Annotated in this window: 19 protein-coding genes and 1 pseudogene; 11 read left to right on the top strand and 9 right to left on the bottom strand. The window is 65.3% G+C overall.

The features are described from left to right. Positions 1-82 precede the first annotated feature (82 nt). The gene (gene tpiA, locus ACVIGA_RS00565) at positions 83-835 is read right to left on the bottom strand and encodes a triose-phosphate isomerase (protein ID WP_456664916.1); all 753 of its coding nucleotides are present in this window, start codon (positions 833-835) and stop codon (positions 83-85) included. A 240-nt stretch (positions 836-1,075) separates the two neighbouring features. Here tpiA and ACVIGA_RS00570 point away from each other — a divergent pair, with 240 nt between their 5' ends. The 4 genes and pseudogenes from ACVIGA_RS00570 (at position 1,076) to moaC (ending at position 5,415) form a co-directional block, all read left to right on the top strand. Then, complete coding sequence (locus ACVIGA_RS00570) at positions 1,076-2,977, top strand: SurA N-terminal domain-containing protein (RefSeq protein ID WP_456664917.1); 1,902 nt, start codon at positions 1,076-1,078, stop codon at positions 2,975-2,977. A gap of 70 nt (positions 2,978-3,047) precedes the next feature. Then, positions 3,048-4,062 (top strand): annotated as a pseudogene (trpD, locus tag ACVIGA_RS00575) (anthranilate phosphoribosyltransferase). Between the two features lie 11 nt (positions 4,063-4,073). Further along, positions 4,074-4,895 carry an indole-3-glycerol phosphate synthase TrpC gene (trpC, locus tag ACVIGA_RS00580; RefSeq protein WP_456664918.1) on the top strand — a complete coding sequence of 274 codons (822 nt, stop codon included), beginning with the start codon at positions 4,074-4,076 and terminating at the stop codon, positions 4,893-4,895. Positions 4,896-4,899: 4 nt separating this feature from the next. Then, a complete protein-coding gene (gene moaC, locus ACVIGA_RS00585) occupies positions 4,900-5,415 on the top strand; it encodes a cyclic pyranopterin monophosphate synthase MoaC (protein WP_456664919.1) in 516 nt (171 codons plus the stop codon). A 16-nt stretch (positions 5,416-5,431) separates the two neighbouring features. On the opposite strand, the gene ACVIGA_RS00590 is transcribed toward moaC, so the two are convergent. Both ACVIGA_RS00590 and ACVIGA_RS00595 read right to left on the bottom strand, forming a co-directional pair. After that, a complete protein-coding gene (locus tag ACVIGA_RS00590; protein ID WP_223967310.1) occupies positions 5,432-5,596 on the bottom strand; it encodes a Flp family type IVb pilin in 165 nt (54 codons plus the stop codon). 221 nt (positions 5,597-5,817) lie between these two features. Further along, positions 5,818-6,168 carry a hypothetical protein gene (locus tag ACVIGA_RS00595; protein WP_456664920.1) on the bottom strand — a complete coding sequence of 117 codons (351 nt, stop codon included), beginning with the start codon at positions 6,166-6,168 and terminating at the stop codon, positions 5,818-5,820. Between the two features lie 112 nt (positions 6,169-6,280). Between ACVIGA_RS00595 and ACVIGA_RS00600 the strand changes: the two genes are divergently transcribed. Together ACVIGA_RS00600 and ACVIGA_RS00605 are read left to right on the top strand one after the other, a co-directional pair. Further along, on the top strand, positions 6,281-9,013 hold the full coding sequence (locus ACVIGA_RS00600; RefSeq protein ID WP_456664921.1) for a bifunctional diguanylate cyclase/phosphodiesterase: 2,733 nt from the start codon (positions 6,281-6,283) through the stop codon (positions 9,011-9,013). A 26-nt stretch (positions 9,014-9,039) separates the two neighbouring features. Next, the gene (locus ACVIGA_RS00605) at positions 9,040-9,447 is read left to right on the top strand and encodes a nuclear transport factor 2 family protein (protein ID WP_456664922.1); all 408 of its coding nucleotides are present in this window, start codon (positions 9,040-9,042) and stop codon (positions 9,445-9,447) included. A gap of 84 nt (positions 9,448-9,531) precedes the next feature. Here the strand turns inward: ACVIGA_RS00605 and ACVIGA_RS00610 are convergent, their stop codons facing one another. The 6 genes from ACVIGA_RS00610 to ACVIGA_RS00635 all read right to left on the bottom strand — a co-directional run bounded on the left by ACVIGA_RS00610 (position 9,532) and on the right by ACVIGA_RS00635 (position 16,074). Beyond that, entirely contained in the window at positions 9,532-10,884 is a 1,353-nt protein-coding gene (locus tag ACVIGA_RS00610; protein WP_456664923.1) for a S41 family peptidase, read from the bottom strand. Positions 10,885-11,068: 184 nt separating this feature from the next. Beyond that, positions 11,069-12,256 carry an NADH:flavin oxidoreductase/NADH oxidase gene (locus ACVIGA_RS00615; RefSeq protein ID WP_456664924.1) on the bottom strand — a complete coding sequence of 396 codons (1,188 nt, stop codon included), beginning with the start codon at positions 12,254-12,256 and terminating at the stop codon, positions 11,069-11,071. A 136-nt stretch (positions 12,257-12,392) separates the two neighbouring features. Further along, positions 12,393-12,542, bottom strand: coding sequence for a hypothetical protein (locus ACVIGA_RS00620; protein WP_456664925.1), 150 nt, complete (start codon positions 12,540-12,542; stop codon positions 12,393-12,395). 296 nt (positions 12,543-12,838) lie between these two features. Then, positions 12,839-13,852 (bottom strand): ABC transporter substrate-binding protein, encoded by a 1,014-nt coding sequence (locus ACVIGA_RS00625; protein ID WP_456664926.1) that lies wholly within the window; start codon positions 13,850-13,852, stop codon positions 12,839-12,841. 267 nt (positions 13,853-14,119) lie between these two features. Then, complete coding sequence (locus ACVIGA_RS00630; protein ID WP_456664927.1) at positions 14,120-15,031, bottom strand: amino acid ABC transporter substrate-binding protein; 912 nt, start codon at positions 15,029-15,031, stop codon at positions 14,120-14,122. A 107-nt stretch (positions 15,032-15,138) separates the two neighbouring features. After that, positions 15,139-16,074 carry a DUF2380 domain-containing protein gene (locus ACVIGA_RS00635; RefSeq protein WP_456664928.1) on the bottom strand — a complete coding sequence of 312 codons (936 nt, stop codon included), beginning with the start codon at positions 16,072-16,074 and terminating at the stop codon, positions 15,139-15,141. Positions 16,075-16,297: 223 nt separating this feature from the next. On the opposite strand from ACVIGA_RS00635, the gene ACVIGA_RS00640 reads away from it, so the two are divergent. The 5 genes from ACVIGA_RS00640 to ACVIGA_RS00660 all read left to right on the top strand — a co-directional run bounded on the left by ACVIGA_RS00640 (position 16,298) and on the right by ACVIGA_RS00660 (position 21,593). Then, entirely contained in the window at positions 16,298-17,719 is a 1,422-nt protein-coding gene (locus ACVIGA_RS00640; RefSeq protein ID WP_456664929.1) for a histidine kinase, read from the top strand. Continuing rightward, the gene (locus tag ACVIGA_RS00645) at positions 17,716-18,378 is read left to right on the top strand and encodes a response regulator transcription factor (protein WP_456664930.1); all 663 of its coding nucleotides are present in this window, start codon (positions 17,716-17,718) and stop codon (positions 18,376-18,378) included. The genes ACVIGA_RS00640 and ACVIGA_RS00645 overlap by 4 nt, the downstream gene beginning before the upstream one ends. Positions 18,379-18,876: 498 nt before the next feature. After that, positions 18,877-19,281 carry a hypothetical protein gene (locus ACVIGA_RS00650; RefSeq protein WP_456664931.1) on the top strand — a complete coding sequence of 135 codons (405 nt, stop codon included), beginning with the start codon at positions 18,877-18,879 and terminating at the stop codon, positions 19,279-19,281. After that, positions 19,218-20,078 carry an aminoacyl--tRNA ligase-related protein gene (locus ACVIGA_RS00655; protein WP_456670709.1) on the top strand — a complete coding sequence of 287 codons (861 nt, stop codon included), beginning with the start codon at positions 19,218-19,220 and terminating at the stop codon, positions 20,076-20,078. The genes ACVIGA_RS00650 and ACVIGA_RS00655 overlap by 64 nt, the downstream gene beginning before the upstream one ends. 888 nt (positions 20,079-20,966) lie before the next feature. Next, positions 20,967-21,593, top strand: a complete 627-nt coding sequence (locus ACVIGA_RS00660) for an HAD family hydrolase (RefSeq protein WP_456664932.1) — start codon at positions 20,967-20,969, stop codon at positions 21,591-21,593. Positions 21,594-21,597: the final 4 nt, after the last annotated feature.

A 21,597-nucleotide genomic window follows, 5' to 3' on the forward strand; every position in this document is an offset into this window, starting at 1 on the left:
AATCCATCGATCCGCATATGCGGTGAAATGGATTGCTTCGCTTCGCTCGCAATGACGTGGATAGCGTGGCGGCTGAGGCCTCCTAACAGCCCGCCGCGATCGCCAGGAAGTCAGCCGCCTTCAGGCTGGCGCCGCCGACCAGCGCGCCGTTGACATTGGCGACGGCCATCAGCTCGGCGGCGTTCGACGGCTTCACCGAGCCGCCATAGAGGATCTTGATCCGGTTTCCCTCGCCCTTGAAGCGATCGGTGAGCTGACCCCGGATAAACCTGTGAACTTCCTCAACATCCTTGGCGGTCGGGGTCAGGCCGGTGCCGATCGCCCAGACCGGCTCATAGGCCACCACCAGATTGGCCGCGGTCGAGCCGTCGGGCAGCGAGCCCGCAAGCTGGGTGCCGCAGACATCGAGCGTCTTGCCGGCGTCGCGCTGCTCGCGCGTCTCGCCGATGCAGACGATCGCGGTCAGGCCGGCACGCCAGACGGCCTCCGCCTTCTGCCGAATCAAGCCGTCGGTCTCGCCATGGTCGGCGCGCCGCTCGGAGTGGCCGACGATGATGGCGACCGCGCCGAGATCCCTAAACATTTCCGCCGAGAGGTCACCGGTGTGCGCGCCCGACGCCTTCGGGTGGCAATCCTGGGCGCCGACGGCGACCTTCGAGCCGCGCGCCTTGTCGGCAAAGGCCCCGACCAAAGTCGCCGGCGGACAGACCAGGAGATCGGCCTTCCCGGCGACAGCGCCGGCACCGGCCAGCATCGCGTCGAACTCTGCAAAAGAGGATTTCAGGCCGTTCATTTTCCAGTTGCCGGCGATCAGCGGCCGGATGGCGTCGGTCATGTCGGATTTCCCATCGTTCAAGCGTGCCCCTGCGCTATCAGAGCCGGGCGGCGACTTCCAGAGTGCGGCTTCGCGCCTGCCGTGCGACGCTTCCGCCCGCGCGCTCGAGGTTGCGGGGGGACACGAGCCACTTTATAAGCGTTTTCAATTCGGTGACGCCCTGCTGCCGGACAAAAAGTCCCCACTTTTGGTCCGATTTGGGCACGACCCGGTTCCCCTCCTGTAAAACAAGTTGGACCCATGCTTCGAGGAATGCGGAAAGCCTCATCAAACTGGCTCGGCAAGACCATTATGGCCGTGGTGATGGGCGTTTTGATCGTCAGTTTCGGAATTTGGGGCATTGCCGACATCTTCAAGGGGTTTGGCCAATCGACCTTCGCGAAGGTGGGCGGGACCGAAATTTCGGCCGAGCAATTCCGCCAGATCTATACCGACCGGCTACAGCAGCTTGGCCGGCAGTTCGGCCGGCCGCTGACCCCGGACCAAGCGCGCGCCTTCGGCATTGATCGCCAGGTGCTGCAGCAGACGCTCGCGGAGGCCGCACTGGACGAGGAAGCGCGCCGCATGGGCCTCAACCAGTCCGATGCCGAGGTGCTGCGCACGATCTACAACGATCCGAACTTCAAGGGCCTCAACGGCCAGTTCGATCCGCAGCGCTTCCAGTCCGTGATCCGCAACTTCGGCTACACCGAGGGCCGCTACATCGCCGAGCAGCGCCGCGTCGGCCTGCGGCGGCAGATCGCCGGCACCATCTCGTCCGGGATCGAGCCGACCAAATCGATGGTCGAGGCACTGACCCGTTTCCAGAACGAGCAACGCTCGATCGACTTCGTCACGCTCGGCGCCGCGCAGGCCGGCACCATCGATCCGCCCTCACCCGAGGCGCTGGCCGCCTATTTCGAGGACCACAAGGTCCAGTTCCGCGCGCCCGAGTACCGTAAGATCGCCTTCGTCGCGATCACGCCGGAAGAAATCGGCAAGTGGGAAACCGTGTCCGACGAGGACGCCAAGAAGATCTTCGAGGAGCGCAAGGACCGGCTCAGCACGCCCGAGAAGCGCGAGGTCTCGCAGATCGTGTTTCCGGACGCCGGTGAGGCGCAGGCCGCCCGCGCCCGCATCACCTCGGGCGCCTCGTTCGACGACATCGCCAAGGAGCGCAAGCTCAATCCCGCCGACGTCAATCTCGGGCTGGTCGCGAAATCTGCGATCCTTGATCCGGCCGTCGGCGACGCCGCCTTCTCCCTGCCCACAGGTGAAGTCAGCCAGCCGGTCCAGGGCCGCTTCGGCGTGGCGCTGGTCAAGGTCGGCAAGATCGAGCCCGGCGTGACCCCGAGCTATGAGAGCCTTGCGCAGCAGGTGAAGAACGAGATCGCGACCGAGCGTGCCCGCACCAAGGTCGCCGAGCTCCGCGACAAGATGGAAGACGAGCGCGGCGGTGGCTCCAGCGTCCTCGACGCGGCGCAGAAGCTGAAATTGACCGCGGTCACCGTCGACGCGATCGATCGCTCGGGGCGTCTGCCGAACGGCCAGGTCGCTTCAAACATCCCGCGCGGCCTCGACGTGGTGTCGCAGGCCTTCAACAGCGACGTCGGCGTCGACAACGACCCGATCCAGTTCAACAACGGCTATGTCTGGTACGACGTGCTCGGCATCACGCCGTCGCGCGAGCGCACCCTCGACGAGGTCCGCGACCAGGTCGAGGCCAAATGGCGCGAGGACCAGATCTCCGCCAAGCTGCGCGCCAAGGCGACCGAGATCGTCCAGAAGCTCGACGGCGGCGCCAAGCTCGCCGACGAGGCCGCCGCGGCCGGCGTCAAGGTCGAGACCGCTGCGAACTTCCGCCGCGAGGCCACGCTGCCCAACGTGCCGGCCGGCGTGCTCGCGGCCGCATTCCGCACCGCCAAGGACAGCGACGGACAGACCTCCGCGGCCGGCGGCAGCCAGTGGGTGGTGTTCCGCGTCACCGACGTGACGGTGCCCCCGGTCGACTTCGCCTCCAATGAGGTCAAGCAGCTCACCGAGGCGCTGCGGCGCTCGCTCAGCGACGAGCAGGTCGCGCAATATGTCGCGAAGATCGAGACCGACATCGGTGTGACCGTCAACCAGGCAGCCTTCGCACAGGTGACAGGCGCGAATAATTGAGCATGATCGGGACAGCGCGACAACGCGCTGCGCGGCGATCAAGCTCCAACAACAGACCCTGAGCCAGCGAATGGACGACCTGAAATCGATCATCGGAAAAGTCGCCACCGGCGCCACGCTGACGCGTGAAGAAGCGGCGTCAGCCTTCGACAGCATGATGTCGGGCGAAGCCACGCCCTCGCAGATGGGCGGGCTGTTGATGGCGCTGCGGGTGCGTGGCGAGACCGTCGAGGAGATCACCGGCGCGGTGACCCGCGATGCGCCGCAAGATGCTGCCGGTCACCGCACCGGCGGAGGCCGTCGACATCGTCGGCACCGGCGGCGACGGCTCCGGCTCGGTCAACGTCTCGACCTGCGCGGCCTTCATCGTGGCCGGCGCCGGCGTGCCCGTTGCCAAGCACGGCAACCGCGCGCTGTCGTCGCGTTCCGGCGCCGCCGATGTGCTGGCCGCGCTCGGCGTCAAGCTCGACCTGACGCCCGCGCAAGTCGGGCGCTGCGTCAAGGAAGCCGGTATCGGCTTCATGTTCGCGCCTTCGCATCATCCGGCCATGAAGAATGTCGGCCCGACCCGGGTCGAGCTCGCCACCCGCACCATCTTCAACCTGCTTGGGCCGCTGTCGAACCCGGCCGGCGTCAAGCGGCAGATGGTCGGCGTGTTCTCGCGGCAATGGGTGCAGCCACTGGCGCAGGTGCTGAAGAACCTCGGCTCCGACAAGGTCTGGGTCGTGCACGGCTCCGACGGCCTCGACGAGATCACCCTCACCGGCCCGACCTTCGTTGCAACGCTCGAGAACGGCGAGATCAGGACATCAGAGGTGACGCCCGAAGATGCCGGCCTCGGCCGCGTCGGCGGCGAGGCGCTCAAAGGCGGCGATGCCGATGCCAATGCGATCGCGCTGTCGAGCGTGCTCCAGGGCAAGCCGAGCGCCTATCGTGACGTCGCTTTGCTCAACGCGGCCGCAGCCCTGATCGTGGCCGGCCGTGCCAAGGATTTGAAGGAAGGCGTGGCGATCGGCGCCCAGTCGCTCGACAGCGGCGCGGCCGCGGCGCGGTTGAAGCATCTGGTCGCGGTTTCCAACGGCTGAGAGCGCGAGACATGTCCGACATCCTGACCAAGATCGAGGCTTACAAGCGCGAGGAGATCGCCGCCGCGAAGCGCGCGCGTCCGCTTGCCGACGTCGAGGCGCAGGCGAAGGCGGCCTCGGCCCCGCGCGGCTTCGTCCGTGCGCTGAAGGACAAGCATGCACGCGGCGACTACGCGCTGATCGCGGAGGTGAAGAAGGCCTCACCCTCGAAGGGGCTGATCCGGGCCGACTTCGATCCGCCCGTGCTCGCGAAAGCCTATGAGGCGGGCGGCGCGGCGTGCCTGTCGGTGCTGACGGACGCGCCCTCGTTCCAGGGCCATCTCGACTTCATGGTCGCGGCCCGCGCTGCGACCAATCTGCCGGTGCTGCGCAAGGATTTCATGTTCGACACCTACCAGGTGGCGGAGGCGCGTGCCCACGGCGCCGACTGCATCCTGATCATCATGGCCGCGCTCGACGACACGGCGGCAAGGGAGATCGAGGATGCCGCGCTCGGCTACGGTATGGACGTGCTGATCGAGATCCACGACCGCGCCGAGCTCGACCGTGCCCTAAAACTTCGCTCGCCGATGATCGGCGTCAACAACCGCAATCTGCGCACCTTCGAGACCACGCTTGCGACCAGCGAGACGCTGGCGCCGCTGATCCCGGGCGACCGGCTGATGGTCGGCGAAAGCGGCATCTTCACGCCAGAGGACCTCGCACGGCTCGAGCGCGTCGGGATGTCGACCTTCCTGGTCGGCGAGAGCCTGATGCGCCAGCAGGACGTCACCGCGGCCACCCGCGCGTTGCTGACGCGGCAGACGGCACCGCGCGCCACCGGCACGCGCTGACGCGATGGCGCGCAAGGCCAAAGCCGGATCGAAGGGACCCGGCACCGCCCTCACCCATATCGACGCCAAGGGCGAGGCGCGCATGGTCGACGTCTCGGCCAAGCCGGCAACCGAACGGACCGCGGTCGCCGAAGGCCGCGTCCTTATGAGCAAGGCAACGCTGGCACTGATCGAGTCTGGACAGGCCAAGAAAGGCGACGTGCTGGCGACCGCGCGGATCGCAGGCATCATGGCGGCAAAGCGGACCTCGGAATTGATCCCGCTTTGCCATCCGCTGGCGCTGACCAAGGTTACGATCGATATCGCAACGGACGACAAGCTGCCCGGCTGCATCGTCCGCGCCGGCGTCAAGGTGACAGGCCCGACCGGCGTCGAGATGGAGGCATTGACCGCGGTTTCGGTTGCCTGCCTGACGATCTACGACATGGTCAAGGCGGTCGACCGCGGCATCCGGATCGAAGGCATTCACCTGGTCGAGAAGATCGGCGGCAAGTCCGGGCACTATCGCGCGGGCAAGTGATCGCGAGTGCGTTCGATCACTTCAGTGAACCGCTTATCGTATTGAAGGTGCCCGAGAGCTTGGTACCGACGCCCTTGACCGCGGCAATGATCGCGATCGCGATGCCGGTTGCGATCAGCCCGTATTCGATCGCGGTCGCGCCGGTTTCGTCGGCGCAAAAATTCTGCACAAGCTTCTTCATTATGACAACACTCACGTACTGAATCTTGCGAGACGACACGCAAACAATGTGCCGACGATGACGTCGAGTATGGTCATGGACTTAGATCGTAAACGGATGATTACATCGACTTCGTACGCGGCAAGAGATTCCGTGTAGCCGCACCGACCGGCAAAAATTGCAGTTCCGTTTCGGGAACTAATTGTCCCGTTGTGGATTATCGACGACGTGCCGCACCGATCTCAGGACGATAAGCGGTGGCGATTATCCGTTGTTCGAATCCAATCAAGGTGAGTGCGGTCTACCGCACTTGGAAATCCCAAATCGGAACACACAGAACTTCCGCCGGTTATTGCCAGAGCGATGATGACGAGGAGGGTCTGGTGAAAGGGCTGCTTATTGCCGTCGGAATTATCTTTGTTCTTTACATAGCCGATCAAAAATTTTCCCAGGGTCGATATACCGATGCTGTCCAGCGCATGACTACTCAGATGCGACATTCTTTCGGGGTCTAGTCGCGTTGGCTCCACCTCTTTCGGATTCACTTCCGGATCATCCAGAGAACATGACTTCTCGCGGCCACCCGCAAGCATTCGTTAACCAATCTCGCTAACCGGCGCTCCACTTCGTTTGGATACGACTTTCGCGGGCCGGAGGTGCGTGAAAGCTACTTCCGGGTGAAACGCCTGGAAGCGATAGCGTCAGATGAAGCAAAACGGCAGCGCCTCGTTCAACGTCACCTCAGTGATCGGCAGCGGTCCGATCCGCTGGCTGATCCTTGGCGGCGCGGTGCTGATGGCCGCGATTGCGATCGGCGCCACCTTGATGGCGGAGAATTTCCGCGAGCGCGCCCTGCACAACAGCGAGCGCGAGCTGGAGAATACCGTGCTGCTGCTGGCGCGGCATTTCGACCAGCAGCTCGACGACCTCGAGGTGGTCCAGCGCGACCTGATCGCATTCATGCGCGACAACGGGATCGCGACGCCGGAGAACTACAAGCGCCGGATGTCCGCCGCCGACATCCATGCGATGCTCAAGTCCAAGATGGACGCGCTGTCCAATGTCGGCAGCCTCAACGTGTTCGACGCCGACGGCGCGCTGATCAACAGCTCGGGCGCCTGGCCGCTGCCGCAGGCCTCGATCGCCGATCGCGACTACTTCAATATCTTCAAATCCAGCCCCTACTCGCCCGACATGATGGTCGCGCCGGTGGTCAGCCGCGTCAGCGGAAACTGGACCACCGCGATCGTCCGCAAGGTCACGGGCCCGCATGGCGAGTTCCTCGGCGTGGTCGGGCGCGGCATCGAGCCGGCGACCTTCGAGAAATTCTTCTCGACCGTTGCGCTCGGCGAAGGCGCCGCGATCTCGATGCACCATCGCGACGGCACGCTGCTGGCGCGCTATCCCCATGTCGAGGAGATGATCGGGAAGAATTTCCGCACCGGTCCGGCCAATCAGCAGCAGGTGTTCGAGCAGCCCGAGAGCACCTCGCGCATGACCAGCCCGGTCGATGGCAAGGACCGCCTGGTGTCGTCGCGGGCGCTCACCAAATTCCCGATCGTCGTCGTCGCCACGACCACTACGGAAGCGGCACTCGCCAACTGGCGCGAGCAGATCGGCATGCTGATCGCGGTGACCGCAGCATCGGTGCTGGCGATCGCGATCCTGCTGACGCTGGTGGTGCGCAAGCTGTTGCAGCAGCACCGAACCCAGCAGCAGCGCCTGACGCTGGAGAAGCTCCGGCTCGACACCGCCGTCAACAACATGACGCAGGGGCTGTTGCTGTTCGATGCCGCGCAGCGGCTGGTGATCTGCAACAAGCGCTATATCGAGATGTACGGATTGTCCGCCGACATCATCCGGCCTGGCTGCAGCTTCCGCGACGTCATCGTGCATCGCCACCTGACCGGTTCATTCCAGGGCGACGTCGAGCGCTACGTCAACCTCGTGCTGCGCGACGTCGGCATTCGCAACACCATGGTGATCGCGACGCCCGACGGGCGCTCGATCCAGGTCGTCAACGAGCCGCTGGCCGATGGCGGCTGGCTTGCGACCCACGAGGACGTCACCGAACGCCGCCGCGCCGAGGAGCGCATCACGCATCTTGCCCACTATGATGCGCTCACCGACCTGCCGAACCGCGCGCTGTTCCACGAGGAGATCAAGCGCGAGCTGCCGCATGTCGCCCCCGACAGCCAGCTCGCGGTGCTCTATATCGACATCGACGAATTCAAGGGCGTCAACGACTCGCTCGGTCACATGGTCGGCGATGAGCTGCTCAAGTCCGTTGCGCGGACGCTGAGCGGCGTGATCGGCGACGGCGATTTCGTCGCCCGGCTCGGCGGCGACGAATTCGCGATCGTGCAGACCGGCGTGAAGAACGACATCGAGGTCACCGACCTCGTTGCACGCATCTACGAGGTGATCCGTTCGCCCTATCAATGCCTCGGCCACCAGGTCACGACCGACGCCAGCATCGGCATTGCGCTGGCGCCGAGGGATGGCACCGATCTCGACCAGATCATGAAGAACGCCGACCTTGCGATGTATGCGGCGAAGTCAGCGGGCCGGCGCGTCGCGCGTTTCTTCGAATCGGCGATGGACGCCGATGCCCGCGCCCGCCGCGAGCTCGAGGTGGAGCTGCGGCAGACCATCGCCGCGGGCAGCGGGCTCGAAGTGTATTACCAGCCCTGCGTCGACCTGCGCAGCAACGAGATCACCGGCTGCGAGGCGCTGGTGCGCTGGCGCCATCCGGTGCGCGGCATGATCTCGCCGGCTGACTTCGTGCCGATCGCCGAGGAGACCGGCCTGATCAACCAGCTCGGCGAATGGGTGCTGATGACGGCCTGCAAGGAAGCCGTGAACTGGCCCGATCACGTCAAGCTCGCGGTCAACGTCTCGCCGGTCCAGTTCCGGACCGGCACGCTGGCGCTCAAGGTGATCGGCGCGCTGGCGGCATCAGGCCTGTCGGCGGGCCGGCTGGAGCTCGAGATCACCGAGGCCGTGCTGATCCGCGACGACGAGACGGCGCTGGCCGCGCTGCACCAGCTTCGCGCCATCGGCATCAGGATCGCGCTTGACGATTTCGGCACCGGCTATTCGTCGCTGAGCTATCTGAAGCGCTTTCCGTTCGACAAGATCAAGATCGACCGCTGCTTCGTCACCGATATCGCCGATCCGCAAGGTTCGGCCGGCATCGTCGAGGCCGTCGTCAATATCGCCGCCGAGCGCAGCATGACCACGACGGCGGAAGGCGTCGAGACCGCACAGCAGCAGCAATTGCTGCGCGAGCTCGGCTGTTCGGAAATGCAGGGCTATCTGTTCAGCCCGCCGAAGCCGGCCGCCCAGATCCGCGAGCTCCTGGCCGGGCATCGCCGCGGCCCCGCTGCGGGTCCAACCGCCACGCGCCGGCGCAAACCCGTCGCCGGCGCGGCGTGACCGCCTGATCAGGAGACCCCCCGCGCTTGGCTCCGTCGAACACCGACCTCGATGCGGTTGCCGCTGCGGAGCACGCACTTGCCGCGGCGCACCTGACGCTCGACCTGGATGTGATCGATCGATTGATCCACCCGGACTACGTCATCGTGCAACCCGGCGGGGCGATCGAGACCAAAGCGGACGTGCTCGCCTCGTACCGGAGCGGAACGCGCCATTGGGACGCCGCGCGCGTCGACGAGCTTGATATCCGGCTGTACCAGGACACGGCGGTCGTCGTCGGACGCTGGCTGGCGTCAGGCCGCAACGGTCCGGCCTCGTTCGATTATCGAGCGCGATTTCTGTCCGTTTGGGTCAGGCTCGGCGGCCGCTGGCAAAATCTCGCCTACCAGGCCACCGAGATCGCGCAAGATCACGGACGCGCAGTACCCAATTGACGCGCAAGGTGTCGGGTCGGATCCAGCCGGCAAGGTCCATGGACCTTGCCGCAGCGAGCGGCTTCGACCGGAAAACGACGGCGCCTAGTTCGGCACCGGCCGCTTCTGCGCGGCCTTGGTGTCCGCGTTCTTGGCGTCGGCGTTCACGGTGACGCCGCGCAGCTGGTTGAACGCCGCGGCCAGCGCCTTGTCGTTCTTCTCGTCCGGCGGCACGTAGGATTGCGAACCGGTCTGCTCGCCGCCTTCGGCCGCGAGGTGGCCGCGCATCGAGGCCTCGCCCTTGATCTCGGAGCGGGTCTTGAACTCGTCCGGCACGTCCTGCAGCACCTCGATGTCGGGCTTGATGCCAAGCGCCTGGATCGAATGGCCCGACGGGGTGAAATAGCGCGCCGTGGTCAGCGCCAGCGCGCCATTGCCGGCGCCGAGCGGAATGATGGTCTGCACCGATCCCTTGCCGAACGAGCGGGTGCCGATCAGGGTCGCGCGCTTGTGGTCGTGCAGCGCGCCGGCGACGATTTCGGAGGCCGAGGCCGAGCCACCATTGATCAGCACCACCAACGGCCTGCCCTTGGTCATGTCGCCGCCATGGGCGGTGAAGCGCTGGGTCTCTTCCGGATTGCGGCCGCGGGTCGAAACCACCTCGCCGCGCTGCATCAGCGTCGAGGTGACCGAGACCGCCTGGTCGAGCAGGCCGCCCGGGTTGTTGCGGAGGTCGACGACATAACCGTCGAGCTTGTCCTGCGGGACCTGCTTCTGGATCTCGCCGATCGCCTTGCGCAGGCCCTCGGTGGTCTGCTCGTTGAACGAGGTGATCCTGATGTAGCCGATGTCGCCGCCCTCTACGTGATACTTCACCGGGCGGACGCGGATGATCTCCCGTGTGATCGAGACCTCGATCGGCTTGTCGGCGTCCTTGCGGATGAGCTTCAGCCGGATCGAGCTGTTGGGCGCACCCTTCATCTTGTTGACGGCCTGGTCGAGCGTCAGGCCCTGAATCTGCTCATCGTCGATCGAGGTGATCACGTCGCCCGACATGATGCCGGCGCGCGAAGCCGGCGTGTCGTCGATCGGCGCCACCACCTTGACGAAGCCGTCCTCCATCGTGACCTCGATGCCGAGGCCGCCGAACTCGCCATGCGTGGTCTCCTGCATCTCCGCCCAGCCCTTCTCGTTCATGTAGCGGGAGTGCGGATCGAGCGAGGAGATCATGCCGTTGATCGCCCCTTCGACGAGCTTGGAGTCCTCGGGCTTCTCGACGTAGTCGGTCTTGATCTTCTCGAACACCTCGCCGAACAGATTGAGCTGCGAATAGGTGTTGTCGGCATGCGCGGCGGCATTGGCGACGGCGAACAGATGCGCCCCCTGCGGCGAGGCCACGAGCAGGGTGAGACACGCTCCCGCAACCGTCCCGAGGAAGAAGCCAACATGTTTGCGCATTATCCGCGATCCTTTTTCGTATCGGCCGGCAACGTTCCGCAACGTTCGCCTGCCCCACCCCGACGGGGGCACCACACAACGGCTTTTTGGTCGGATCAAGGCCGCCACGTCACTAGACCATTACGGTCCTGTCACGATGCCCTGGTCAGCCCCAAATCAGCATTTAGTCACCCCAAAGCCGGCCTCAAGTCAGCTCCCGGTCGGTCTCTGGCCCAGCCTCCCGCAACCCGTTCTGCCAGGTCGATGGCCGAGTCCCGAATCCGCGCTTGGCCCGAGTGCCCAGCCAATAGCCAAACTGCGGAGGAACATTGCGAAATGGCCCTTCAACCCCGAGTTTTAGCGCGGCATCCATCGGCCAGTTCGGGTTATTGAGGATCTCCCGGCCGACCGCGATCAAATCTGCTTGTTTATTGCGCAGGATTTGCTCGGCCTGGTCACCATGGATGATCAGGCCGACCGCCATGGTCATGATATCGGCATGCCGGCGCACATATTCCGCCAGCGGCACCTGATAGTTGTATTTGATCTCCTTGCCCAGGATCGGCGCCATCTCGCTGATTCCCCCCGACGAGCAGTCGATCACGTCGACGCCCTTCCCCTTCAGGATCGCCGCCAGCCGCGCGCTCTGCTCCGGACCCCAGCCGGCATTGTCCTCGACCGACAGCCGCACGAACAGCGGCTTGTGATCCGGCCAGTGCGCGCGCACCGCCTCGGTCACCTCGATCAGGAAGCGCATCCGGTTGGCTTCCGAGCCGCCATATTCATCGCTGCGCTGGTTGGAGCGCGCGGAGAGGAATTCGTGCACGAGATAGCCATGGGCGCCGTGCAGCTCCAGCACCTCGAACCCGGCCTCATGCGCGCGCCGCGCCGCCTGCCCCCAGGCCGCGACGAGATCCTTCACCTCATGCGTTTCCAGCGCGCGCGGCGCCGGCCAGCGCTCGCTATGGGCGATCGCGCTCGGCGCCACCGGGGTCCAGGCGTCCCAGTCCTCGATCGCGGCGCTGCGTTCGAGCGGACGGTCGCCTTCCCAGGGACGGCTTGCGCGCGCCTTGCGGCCGGAATGGCCGAGCTGGATGCCGGCCACCGCGTTCTGCTGCTTGATGAAGCTGACGAGCCGGCTGAGCGGCGCGACGAACTTGTCGTCCCAGATACCGAGATCGCCGATCGTTCCGCAACCGCGACGCTCGACCTTGGTCGATTCGACGATCACGAGGCCGGCACCGCCGGCGGCGAACTTGCCGGCATTCATCAGATGCCAGTCGGTCGGAAAGCCCTTCTCGGCGGAATACTGATGCATCGGCGGCACCACGATGCGGTTCTTCAGCGTGACGCCGCGGATGGTCATCGGCGAAAACAGCAGCATATCGGACATCGCTTCCTCACCTCACGTCGTTACCCGGCACGCGGGACCGATCTTGTGTTTGCCGCCAACGATATACGCGCCGCGCGACGGCCGATAGAGGCGCGCGGCGCGCACCACCGAGGCGACATCGGTCAACGGGCTGTTCCTATTGTGCGGGCTTCCGGTTCGCCGACAGGTCGGTCGGGCAGTCCAGCCCGCATGCGATCGCCTTCTTCTGGTCGGCGACACGCCAGACCAGCAGCGCGACCAGGACGATGATGGTGACGGTGAGCTTGGCCAACGTGTCGTGATTCAATTTCGGCTCCGGGCAACAATCAGCATGAGCGACAATCATCCGCTGCAAACAAAACTGGCCCGGCCCCTCGGAGGCCGTGCCCGGCCCGTTGACCAGACCCGCATTCGAACCGCCCACTATCATGGTACGGACCTGGCGCGGCCCGCAAGCTTTCCGGCCTGCATGGCAGCACGGCACAAGCCGGCGGCGATCGCGCTGGAACTTTCTCGTCTGTTTTGCGACGAAGAATGCCGCGATCTCCGGGAACCTGCCCGTCGATCACCTAGCCCATATGGGCTACATCCTCACGACGGCCGTCAACTCCGCGCGAGCTTTGCTGCGCCCGCAGCGATCGCGTCGTTGAAGCTCGTATCCCAGAATTTTCCGACCTCCGCGCGCGCGTCGAGCACGCCGAGCTTGAGGAAGGTGTCGGCGACCTTCTGGTGGGTCTCCGGCACGTCAGGGCTCACGCCGGCGAGCGAGAAGTCGTCGCTGCGGCGGGCGAACTGGTCGAGGATGTCCTGCAATGGCAGATGGGTTTCGGCCACCTGCGCCGCCGCATAGAGAGGAAAATTCTTGTTGGCGAACGCATAGGCGCGCTGGATCCGCAGCAGCAGATCGCTCACGGCCGCGTGGCGCAGCGGATCGTCGACCGCCTTCGGATTGGCGTAGATCGGGAAGTTGCCCGAGAGATAGCCGACGCCGGTCTTGAGCAGCCGCGCGCCCTGCTTGGCGATGGCGAGCTGGCCGTTGTAGCCGTAGATCGCCCAGGCATCGAGCTTGCCGGAGGCGAACGCCGAGTAGCCGTCCGACGGTGTCAGATTGATGGCCTCGATATCGCCGAATGCAAGCCCTGCTTCCTCGAGCTGCTTGGCGAGGAAGTAGTGCGCCGTTGTCGCGCGCACATAGCCGACGCGCTTGCCCTTGAGATCGGCGATCGAATGGATCGGCGCATCCTCCGCCGCCACGGTGACCTGGATATTGAGATCCTCATGGGTGACGGCGATGAAGCGCACCTTGGCGTTCTGGCGCGCGGCAAACATCGCCGGAATCTCACTGCCCGAACCGACGTCGAGCGCATCGCCGTTCAGTGCCTCGATGTGGAGCACGCCATTGTTGAGCTCCTTCCACTCGATCCGGTAGGGCGTCTTGTCCTCGCCGGCGGCCTGCAGCAGCGGACGCCAACCGCCTTTGTAATACGCCACCCGCAACGTGACGCCGCCGAGATCGGGACCCGCGCCCGCCCCGCCCTCTGCGCGAACGCCGCTCACAACCAGACTTCCGGCAAGAACGCCGAGCACAGAACGTCGAGAGAGAGGTGGCGTGGTCACCGGCGCAGGCTCCTGATCAGCAGTCAAAACTGGTGCAAGATTAGGAGAAAACCCGCCGATGTATATGAGGCGCTATTTCGTTTTTGGCCGCGCGCGCGAAAAGCCGTTCCAAAGATTGACGGCCTGGCGCGGTGATCTGTTCTCCGGTTGCACTATTGCGCCTCGGCGTAGCCCGGATGAGCGAAGCGACATCCGGGGGCCGCTCCGTCAGCTCCCACGATTGACACCCCGCATATCGCATCGCTCATGCGGGCTATGGTAACCGCGCTACTTCGCAACCTCGTACACGTCGGGATCGAAGCTCGAGCTCGGATGGGCGAACGCATTGCGCAGCGCCGGCGAGATCGGGACGTTGTAGTTGATGCCGTTCGGCGGGGTCGGCTGCTCCAGCCACTTCTTGTACATGACCTCGATCTCCGGGCTCTTGTAGAGCTCGGCCGGCGCGCGGTCCGCGAGCGCCTTGAACGGCGCGTCCTCCCGGCGCAGCATGATCCCGAACGGTTCGGCCTTCGAGAACGCCTCCTCGCTGATCATGTAGAGCGAAGGCTGCTTGGATCGCGCAATCGCCACCGCAAGCTGGACGTCGTCGAGTGCATAGGCTTGGGCGCGATCGGTCTCCAGCATCAAAAACGCCTCGGCCTGGTCCTTGGCCGGCAGAACGTTGATGCCGAGCTTGCGTTCGGTGTTGACCTTGACGAGCTGCGTCAGGTTCACCGAGCCTGCAACGGCGGTGACCGACTTGCCCTTGAGGTCGTCGATGGTGTTGATGCCGGCGGACTTTTTGGCGGCAAATCGCGTCGCGCTCAGGAAGTGCGAGTTGGTGAAGGTCACCTGCTTCTGGCGCTCGGCGCTGTTGGTGGTCGCCGAGCAATGCAGGTCGATCGTGCCGTTGACCATCAGCGGGATGCGGTTCGACGAGGTCACCGGCAGATAGTCGACCGCGATGTCGGGCAACCCCAGCTCCTTCTTCACGGCATCGACGATCTTGAGGCAGATATCGAGCGCGAAGCCGATCGGCCGCTGATTGTCGTCGAGATAACTGAAGGGAACGGAGGCTTCCTGAAAGCCGAGCGTGACCTTCCTGGTCTCCTTGATCTTTTGCAGCGTACCCGACGGCTCTTCGGCCGCCACGGGGCTTGCAGCGAGCGAGAGCGCGAAAAGGACGGCGGGCAAACGCATCGGCGGCTCCTGTGCGGTGATCGGATGGCGGTGATAGCCCACACACAGGCCCGGCGATAGAAGATGATGTGTCTATCAGCTATCGCGCTTTGCGATGGTCCGGATCGCTACTGCTGCGCCCCGCCCGCGAGCAGGCGGTCGCCGACCAGGTGAACCGCGCCGCGGGTCCAGGAATAATCGGCGCCCATCCGCAAGCCGCTGTCGCCGCGCGAGACGACCACGCCGCTGCGAGCGTCGCGCACCTGGAAGCCGACCGTGTATTCGGTTCGGCTGACCCGCCTGATCACGCCGATCAGCGATTGATCGGCGCCGAGCTTCTGCGCGATCGCCGCCTCGCAGCCGTCGCAGTCGCGCAGCGCCCGCACCTTGGCGGGCTCAGCCATTGCGCCGGCGGTATCGACCAGGCGGTAGCGGCCCGATTGCGCAAGCCGGTCGCGGACGCCCTGGGTGACATCGGCCAGCGTGGCGGCGTCCGAGCCTGCAAGGCCGGATGACGGTGCCGCGGAATTATCCTCGAGCTCGAACGCGAACACGGCGAGCCCGATCGGCGCCACGGCGGCGGCCGGTGCAGTCGGCAGCGCAGCCGCAAGAACGGCGCGCACCTCGCGCGACACGAACATCCGCGCATGGTCCCATGCCTCGTCATTGTCGCCGCGAAACGTGTAGAGCTTTTCGTACAGCACACGGCTGGCGCCGACATCGATGACGGCCACCTTGGCCCACTGCACCAGCGTGCTCATCTTCTGCACGCCGCCGACCACCTTGATCCGGGCCTCGCCTGTGGGCGCCGTGGGCGCGACCAGGCGATAGCGCGGCTCGGCGGCGACGTCGGCGCGCAGCGCGGCCATGAACGCATCCAGCCGTTTCCGATGGGTGGCGGTCTGATCGATCACCTCGCCCGAGGTGTCGGTATAGCTGAAATCATCGATGCTGACGCCAAGCGGGGAAGCCGCAGCGGCACCGGTCTCGGCGCGCAGCGGACAATATCCGGCCAGAAGGCCGATCAACGCGAGGACGTGCAAGACGAGGCGGGACTGGCGCATGATCGAAGCCTTTCAGTGCTGGTGCGGGTTCGATCGCAGCCTAGGCCGGCAGGCCGCCGCGCCGCAGCGGAACGCCTCCCGGCCGCTGCCGGGAAATTTTCACGACCGAGGTCCGCACCCAAGGCAGTGCTTCTCGCTGCTTCCGTTCTGCCGTTTAATGGGCATGACGGCCCTGCCCGCAACCACGCGCCGAAGGTCGTCTGCGACCTCTGAGGATACGCCAATGTGGAATTGGTCCGGAAGCGATCTGAAGCTGCGGCTGACGTTGCGTGTGGCTGCGGTGTCGATGCTGTGCTTTGCAGCGATCTCCGGCTACTTCCTAATCGAGGCCGACCGCTCGGTGCGCGCCAGAATCGCTGCCGTTGCCGATGTCGCCGCCAGGACGCTGGAGCTGCAGCAGAGCAAGATCCAGTGGCTGAACAATCCGCGCTCCGATTTCCCCGATCTCGACAGCGTGGCCGCCTCGGTCATGGCGCCCGGCCTGTGCCTCGCGTTTCGCAGCAACAGCGGCGAGATCAGCCAGCGCTTCTGCGGCGGCACGCAGACCGATACGGCCGCGCCGCCGCAGGCCTTTGCGGCGCTCTATCGCCGCCTGTTCGATCCCGGCCGGGAGACCGTGCGCCCGGTGATTGCGCGCGGCCAGGCGATCGGCGAGGCCGTGGTCTGGGTCGATCCGGCGGTGCTGACGGCGGAAGCCTGGCACGACGCCGGCCGGCTGATGGCGGTGCTGATGATCGCGCTGCCGCTGCTCTGTGCGCTGGTTTATGCGGCGCTGGCGCGTGCGCTGCGTCCGACGCGGCTGATCCGCGACGGGCTCGAGCGGATCGCCGCAGGCGACCTCGCCGCGCGGCTGCCGCCGTTCGACCTCGCCGAATTGTCGGCGATCGGCGACGTCTTCAACCATCTCGCCGAACGCCTCGCCACCGCGCTGTCCGACCGCAACGCGCTGACCCAGAAACTGATCGTGGTGCAGGACGAGGAGCGTCGGCATCTTGCGCGCGAGCTGCATGACGAGTTCGGGCAATCGCTGGCCGCGATCCGCGCGCTTGCTGCCTCGGCGCGTCTGACCGCGGTCCAGGATTGCCCGCCTTTGCTCGCCGAATGCGACGGCATCGCGCGCACCGCGACCGACATGATGGAGACGTTGCGCGGCGCCCTGTTCAGGTTGCGGCCTCCCGATGTCGACGAACTCGGCCTTGCGGCGAGCCTGGAGGGCCTGATCGCCGGCTGGAACGGCCGCAGCCGGGGACGTCAGCGGTTCGAGATCGCCATAGCGGGATCGTTCGAGCGCATCCCCGCCTCCACCGGCGCCAACCTCTACCGCATCGTGCAGGAGGCGCTCACCAACGCGGCCAAGCACGCCGGCGCCACCCGCGTCACGCTGCGGCTTGAGATGCGCGAGACGGCGTCAGACGGCGGCGGCAGCGAAATCGTGCTCGCGATCGACGATGATGGCAGACCCGGCGATCCCCAGGGCGATCCTCACGTGAAGTCCGGCATGGGACTGCTCGGCATGCGCGAGCGGGTCGCCGCGCTCGGCGGGCGGCTGAGCTTCGAGGCCGGACAGCCCAACGGCGCTTCGCTCCGTGTCAGCGTTCCCGTCGCGGCCGGTCGAGAGGCCGCATTCGTGGAACGCGCGGCATGAGCAATACGGCGCGAACCATCATGCTGGTCGACGACCACGCCGTCGTTCGGGAGGGTTATCGAGCGATGCTGCAGAAGCAGCCGGGCCTCGCCGTCGTGGCCGAAGCCTCCGACGGCGTCGAGGCCTATCGCCTCTACAAGGAGACCGGACCCGACCTCGTCATCATGGACCTGTCGATGCCCGGCATCGGCGGCATCGAGGCCATCCGGCGCCTCAGGCAGTGGGACAAGCGCGCAAAGATCCTGGTATTCACCATGCACCAGAACGCAGCTTTTGCCGTGCAGGCGATCCGCGCCGGCGCGAGCGGCTATGTCACCAAGACCAGTCCGCCGGAGACGCTGGTGCATGCGGTGATGGACGCGCTGTCAGGCAAGATCGCGATCAGTCCGGATATCGACCACGAACTCGCGCTCAGCCACCTCGCCGGCGAGAGCGCCGCCGCCGATCTCCTGACCGCGCGGGAATTCGAGGTGCTGCGCATGCTGCTTGCGGAAAAGACCACCGACGAGATCGCCGAGGCGCTGCATCTCAGCCCCAAGACGGTCGCGAACCTGCATTCCCTGATCAAGGACAAGCTCGGCGTCGGCACGGACATCGAGCTGGTCCGCCTCGCGCTGCGCCAGGGCATCCTGACGCAGAACGATATGGGCGAACCGTGAGCCCGCATCGCCGAACGACTGAGGCTGCGCCGCCCGGGACCGCGCCGCCGACCGCACCACTACCGGCCGCTCGAACTGATGTCCGGGGACTTTTTCGCGTAGCGGTCGCTCCTCCGTCGTCGCGATGCCCGTCCCGTCATCCTGAGGTGCGAGCGGAGCGAGCCTCGAAGGATGCACGGCCACAGCTGGGCCGTCGATCCTTCGAGACGCCGCTTCGCGGCTCCTCAGGATGACGGGCGTGATCCGATTCACATTCCGCGAGGTCGTGGCAGCTTCGTCCTACGGGCAGGTTGACGAGACCGGCGAGACAATCCAGAATAGCGACATGCGCAACATCTGTTCCATGTCTTCGACCACCGCGACGACCAGCCTTGGCGGGTCGTCTCCTGGTCGTATGCGGTAACAGACTGCACAACCAGACAAGGCCCCGCCGGCGACGGACGGGGCTTTTTTCATGCGCAAACTCGTCCGCGCTGCTTCCAATCAGGAGAGCAAGCTATGGACGATCTCGATCACAGAAGCCTCGGAACGCGTCTCGATCTCTGGCACATCCAGGAGGATGCGCCGGGGATGGTGTTCTGGCATCCGCGCGGCAACACGCTTTATCGGGTGCTGGAGGACTACATCCGCCGGAAAATGCGCCGGTTGGGCTATGCCGAGGTTCGAACGCCCCAGCTGCTGCCCCGCGAGCTTTGGATTCGAAGCGGCCATTGGGAAAAATTCGGCGCGCATATGTTCGGCTTCGCCGACGGCGAGCGCGCAATGGCGCTCAAGCCGATGTCGTGTCCTGCCACGTCCAGATCTTCAACAAGGGCCTGCGCTCCTGGCGCGACCTGCCGCTGCGCTATGCCGAGTTCGGCGTCTGCCACCGCGATGAGCCGTCCGGCTCCCTGCACGGATTGATGCGCACGCGCGGCTTCGAGCAGGACGACGCCCATGTGTTCTGCCGCGAACAGGACGTGCCCAGTGAAGTCGCCCGCTTCGTTGCGCTGCTGTCGGAAGTCTATGCCGAGTTCGGCTTCCCTGAGCCTGAGGTGTCGCTCTCCACCCGGCCTGCCGCGCGCGCCGGTTCGGACGAATTATGGGATTGGGCGGAAGCGAGCCTTGCCGCGGCCGCCCGCCAATGCGGCCTGTCGTACGAGATCCAGCCCGGCGAAGGCGCCTTCTATGGGCCCAAGCTGGAGTTTGCGCTGCGCGATCGGCTGGGCCGGTCCTGGCAATGCGGAACGGTTCAGCTCGACAGCGTTCTGCCGGGCCGTCTCGACGCGTCCTACGTCGGACCGGACGGCGATCGCGCGATCCCGGTGATGATCCACCATGCCGTGTTCGGTTCAATCGGCCGCGTCATCGCGATGCTGCTTGAACATCATGCCGGCGCGCTGCCGTTCTGGCTGTCTCCGGACCAGGTCGCCGTCGCGCCGATCTCGCGTGATCATTCCGATTACGCGGTCAAGGTTCTCGATGCGCTCGAAGCTGCCGGCATCAGAGGCGTCCTGTTCGCCGGCGCCGACACGCTGTCGCGACGGATCGTTGCCGCGCATGAGGCGAGTATTCCAGTCGTCGCCGTCGTCGGACAGCGTGAAGCGCAACAAGGCACCGTGAGCCTCCGAGCGCGCGCCAGGGCCGTTTCTGTGATGCCGTTGGCTGACGCCGTCGCCGCGCTTCGAGAGCGCGCTCGTCCGGGCAAGGACGCCAAGTGAACCTCGCTGTGCGCTGCCCCGCGGCGCCGATAAATCGGCGGCCTCAAGAAAGGGCCCCAGCGAGGGGGTACACGCTGAGGCCAGTACAACTTGGTCACACCATCGTAGACCTCGCCCCGACAGTTTCCTTTGCTCCTTCGGAGTACCGGAATCGTACGGAGCCGTAGACTGAACCTTATTGCTCTGTCGTGCGTATCCATGATGTCAGGATTTTGCCATTCCTCCTGGGGCTAGAACCAACGCCGCCCGTCGTATTTCAATGCGGGCGGCGTTGTGCGTTTCTGGCCTGCAACGAGAAGCGACCCCGACGCGCCCGCGCAGCTGACATCGATGAAAGTTCCCGGCCAGGAACCGGAACGGATATCAGCCGACGTGAGTTGGACCGTATGATTTTGAAGGATGGAGCGTCATCGCCGTGAGCCGAAAAACTCTGCAAGCACGTTCGGAACAGGCGCTCGTCGTCGTCATTCTCAGCACCGGCGCGCTGATCGCCTACCTCGGCCTGGCGCTTTCCAGGATGTGAGTGGCCCATGGCGGCACCCGGCTTTCCTGTGCCCTCTGCTTTCAAGCGGCGAAACGAGAAGCAAAGCTCAGACGATTCATGTCGAGAGATTTTAGGGCTGCGTCCCCACCACAACTGACACCGCGTGATGTGACAACTTGAATCGCGCACGATCCTCATCGTTGCCCCTGCGAAGGCGGGGACCCATAACCACGAATGGTCATGGTTAGGCGAAGTGGGTACGAGGCGTCCCTTCAACAACACCCGCCGCGGAGTATGGGTCCCCGCCTTCGCAAGGACGACACCCCGCCCCTGTCGTCGCATGCCTGCCGCACAAATCGAGGACATTGCCGCCCGCCCGCAATTTTCGTACAGGGTTTCACGCAATGACCTCGCAACTCTCCCCCGATTCCGTCGACGTGCTGCTGTTCGATATCGGCCGCGTCGTGCTCGATATCGACTTCGAGAAGGTGATGGCGCACTGGGCGCGGCATGCCGGCTGCGCGCCGGCCAATCTCGCCGCGCGCTTTGTCGTCGACGACAGCTTCAAGCATCACGAGATCGGCCGGATTGACGACGCGGCGTTCTTCGCAAACCTGCGCCGGACGCTCGGTATCGACATCACCGACGCGCAGTTTCTCGAAGGCTGGAATGCGATCTTCACCGGCGAGATGCCGGGGATAGCCCCCTTGCTCGCGACCGCCGCGAAGCGGATGCCGCTGTACGCCTTCTCCAACACCAATCCGGCCCATGTCGCGCATTTCTCAGCCGTCCATACCGAGTTGCTCGGCCATTTCCGAACGGTCTTCCTGTCCTCGACGATCGGCCACCGGAAACCCGACGCCGAGGCCTACGATCATGTGGTAAAAGCCATCGGCGTGCCGGCGTCGCGGATCCTGTTCTTCGACGATCTGGCCGCCAATATCGACGGCGCGCGGGCGCGCGGCCTTCATGCCATCCACGTGACATCGACGGATGACGTGGCAAGGGCTCTGACCGCACTTGGTATGTGATTAG

It is taken from the genome of Bradyrhizobium sp. USDA 3240 (assembly GCF_054063295.1).

Bases quoted from the DNA above. Each gene is read 5' to 3' on its own strand.
- tpiA (WP_456664916.1), bottom strand. From the start codon at position 835: ATGACCGACGCCATCCGGCCGCTGATCGCCGGCAACTGGAAAATGAAC.
- ACVIGA_RS00570 (WP_456664917.1), top strand. From the start codon at position 1,076: ATGCTTCGAGGAATGCGGAAAGCCTCATCAAACTGGCTCGGCAAGACC.
- trpC (WP_456664918.1), top strand. From the start codon at position 4,074: ATGTCCGACATCCTGACCAAGATCGAGGCTTACAAGCGCGAGGAGATC.
- moaC (WP_456664919.1), top strand. From the start codon at position 4,900: ATGGCGCGCAAGGCCAAAGCCGGATCGAAGGGACCCGGCACCGCCCTC.
- ACVIGA_RS00590 (WP_223967310.1), bottom strand. From the start codon at position 5,596: ATGAAGAAGCTTGTGCAGAATTTTTGCGCCGACGAAACCGGCGCGACC.
- ACVIGA_RS00595 (WP_456664920.1), bottom strand. From the start codon at position 6,168: ATGCTTGCGGGTGGCCGCGAGAAGTCATGTTCTCTGGATGATCCGGAA.
- ACVIGA_RS00600 (WP_456664921.1), top strand. From the start codon at position 6,281: ATGAAGCAAAACGGCAGCGCCTCGTTCAACGTCACCTCAGTGATCGGC.
- ACVIGA_RS00610 (WP_456664923.1), bottom strand. From the start codon at position 10,884: ATGCGCAAACATGTTGGCTTCTTCCTCGGGACGGTTGCGGGAGCGTGT.
- ACVIGA_RS00615 (WP_456664924.1), bottom strand. From the start codon at position 12,256: ATGTCCGATATGCTGCTGTTTTCGCCGATGACCATCCGCGGCGTCACG.
- ACVIGA_RS00630 (WP_456664927.1), bottom strand. From the start codon at position 15,031: ATGCGTTTGCCCGCCGTCCTTTTCGCGCTCTCGCTCGCTGCAAGCCCC.
- ACVIGA_RS00635 (WP_456664928.1), bottom strand. From the start codon at position 16,074: ATGCGCCAGTCCCGCCTCGTCTTGCACGTCCTCGCGTTGATCGGCCTT.
- ACVIGA_RS00640 (WP_456664929.1), top strand. From the start codon at position 16,298: ATGTGGAATTGGTCCGGAAGCGATCTGAAGCTGCGGCTGACGTTGCGT.
- ACVIGA_RS00645 (WP_456664930.1), top strand. From the start codon at position 17,716: ATGAGCAATACGGCGCGAACCATCATGCTGGTCGACGACCACGCCGTC.
- ACVIGA_RS00650 (WP_456664931.1), top strand. From the start codon at position 18,877: ATGGACGATCTCGATCACAGAAGCCTCGGAACGCGTCTCGATCTCTGG.
- ACVIGA_RS00660 (WP_456664932.1), top strand. From the start codon at position 20,967: ATGACCTCGCAACTCTCCCCCGATTCCGTCGACGTGCTGCTGTTCGAT.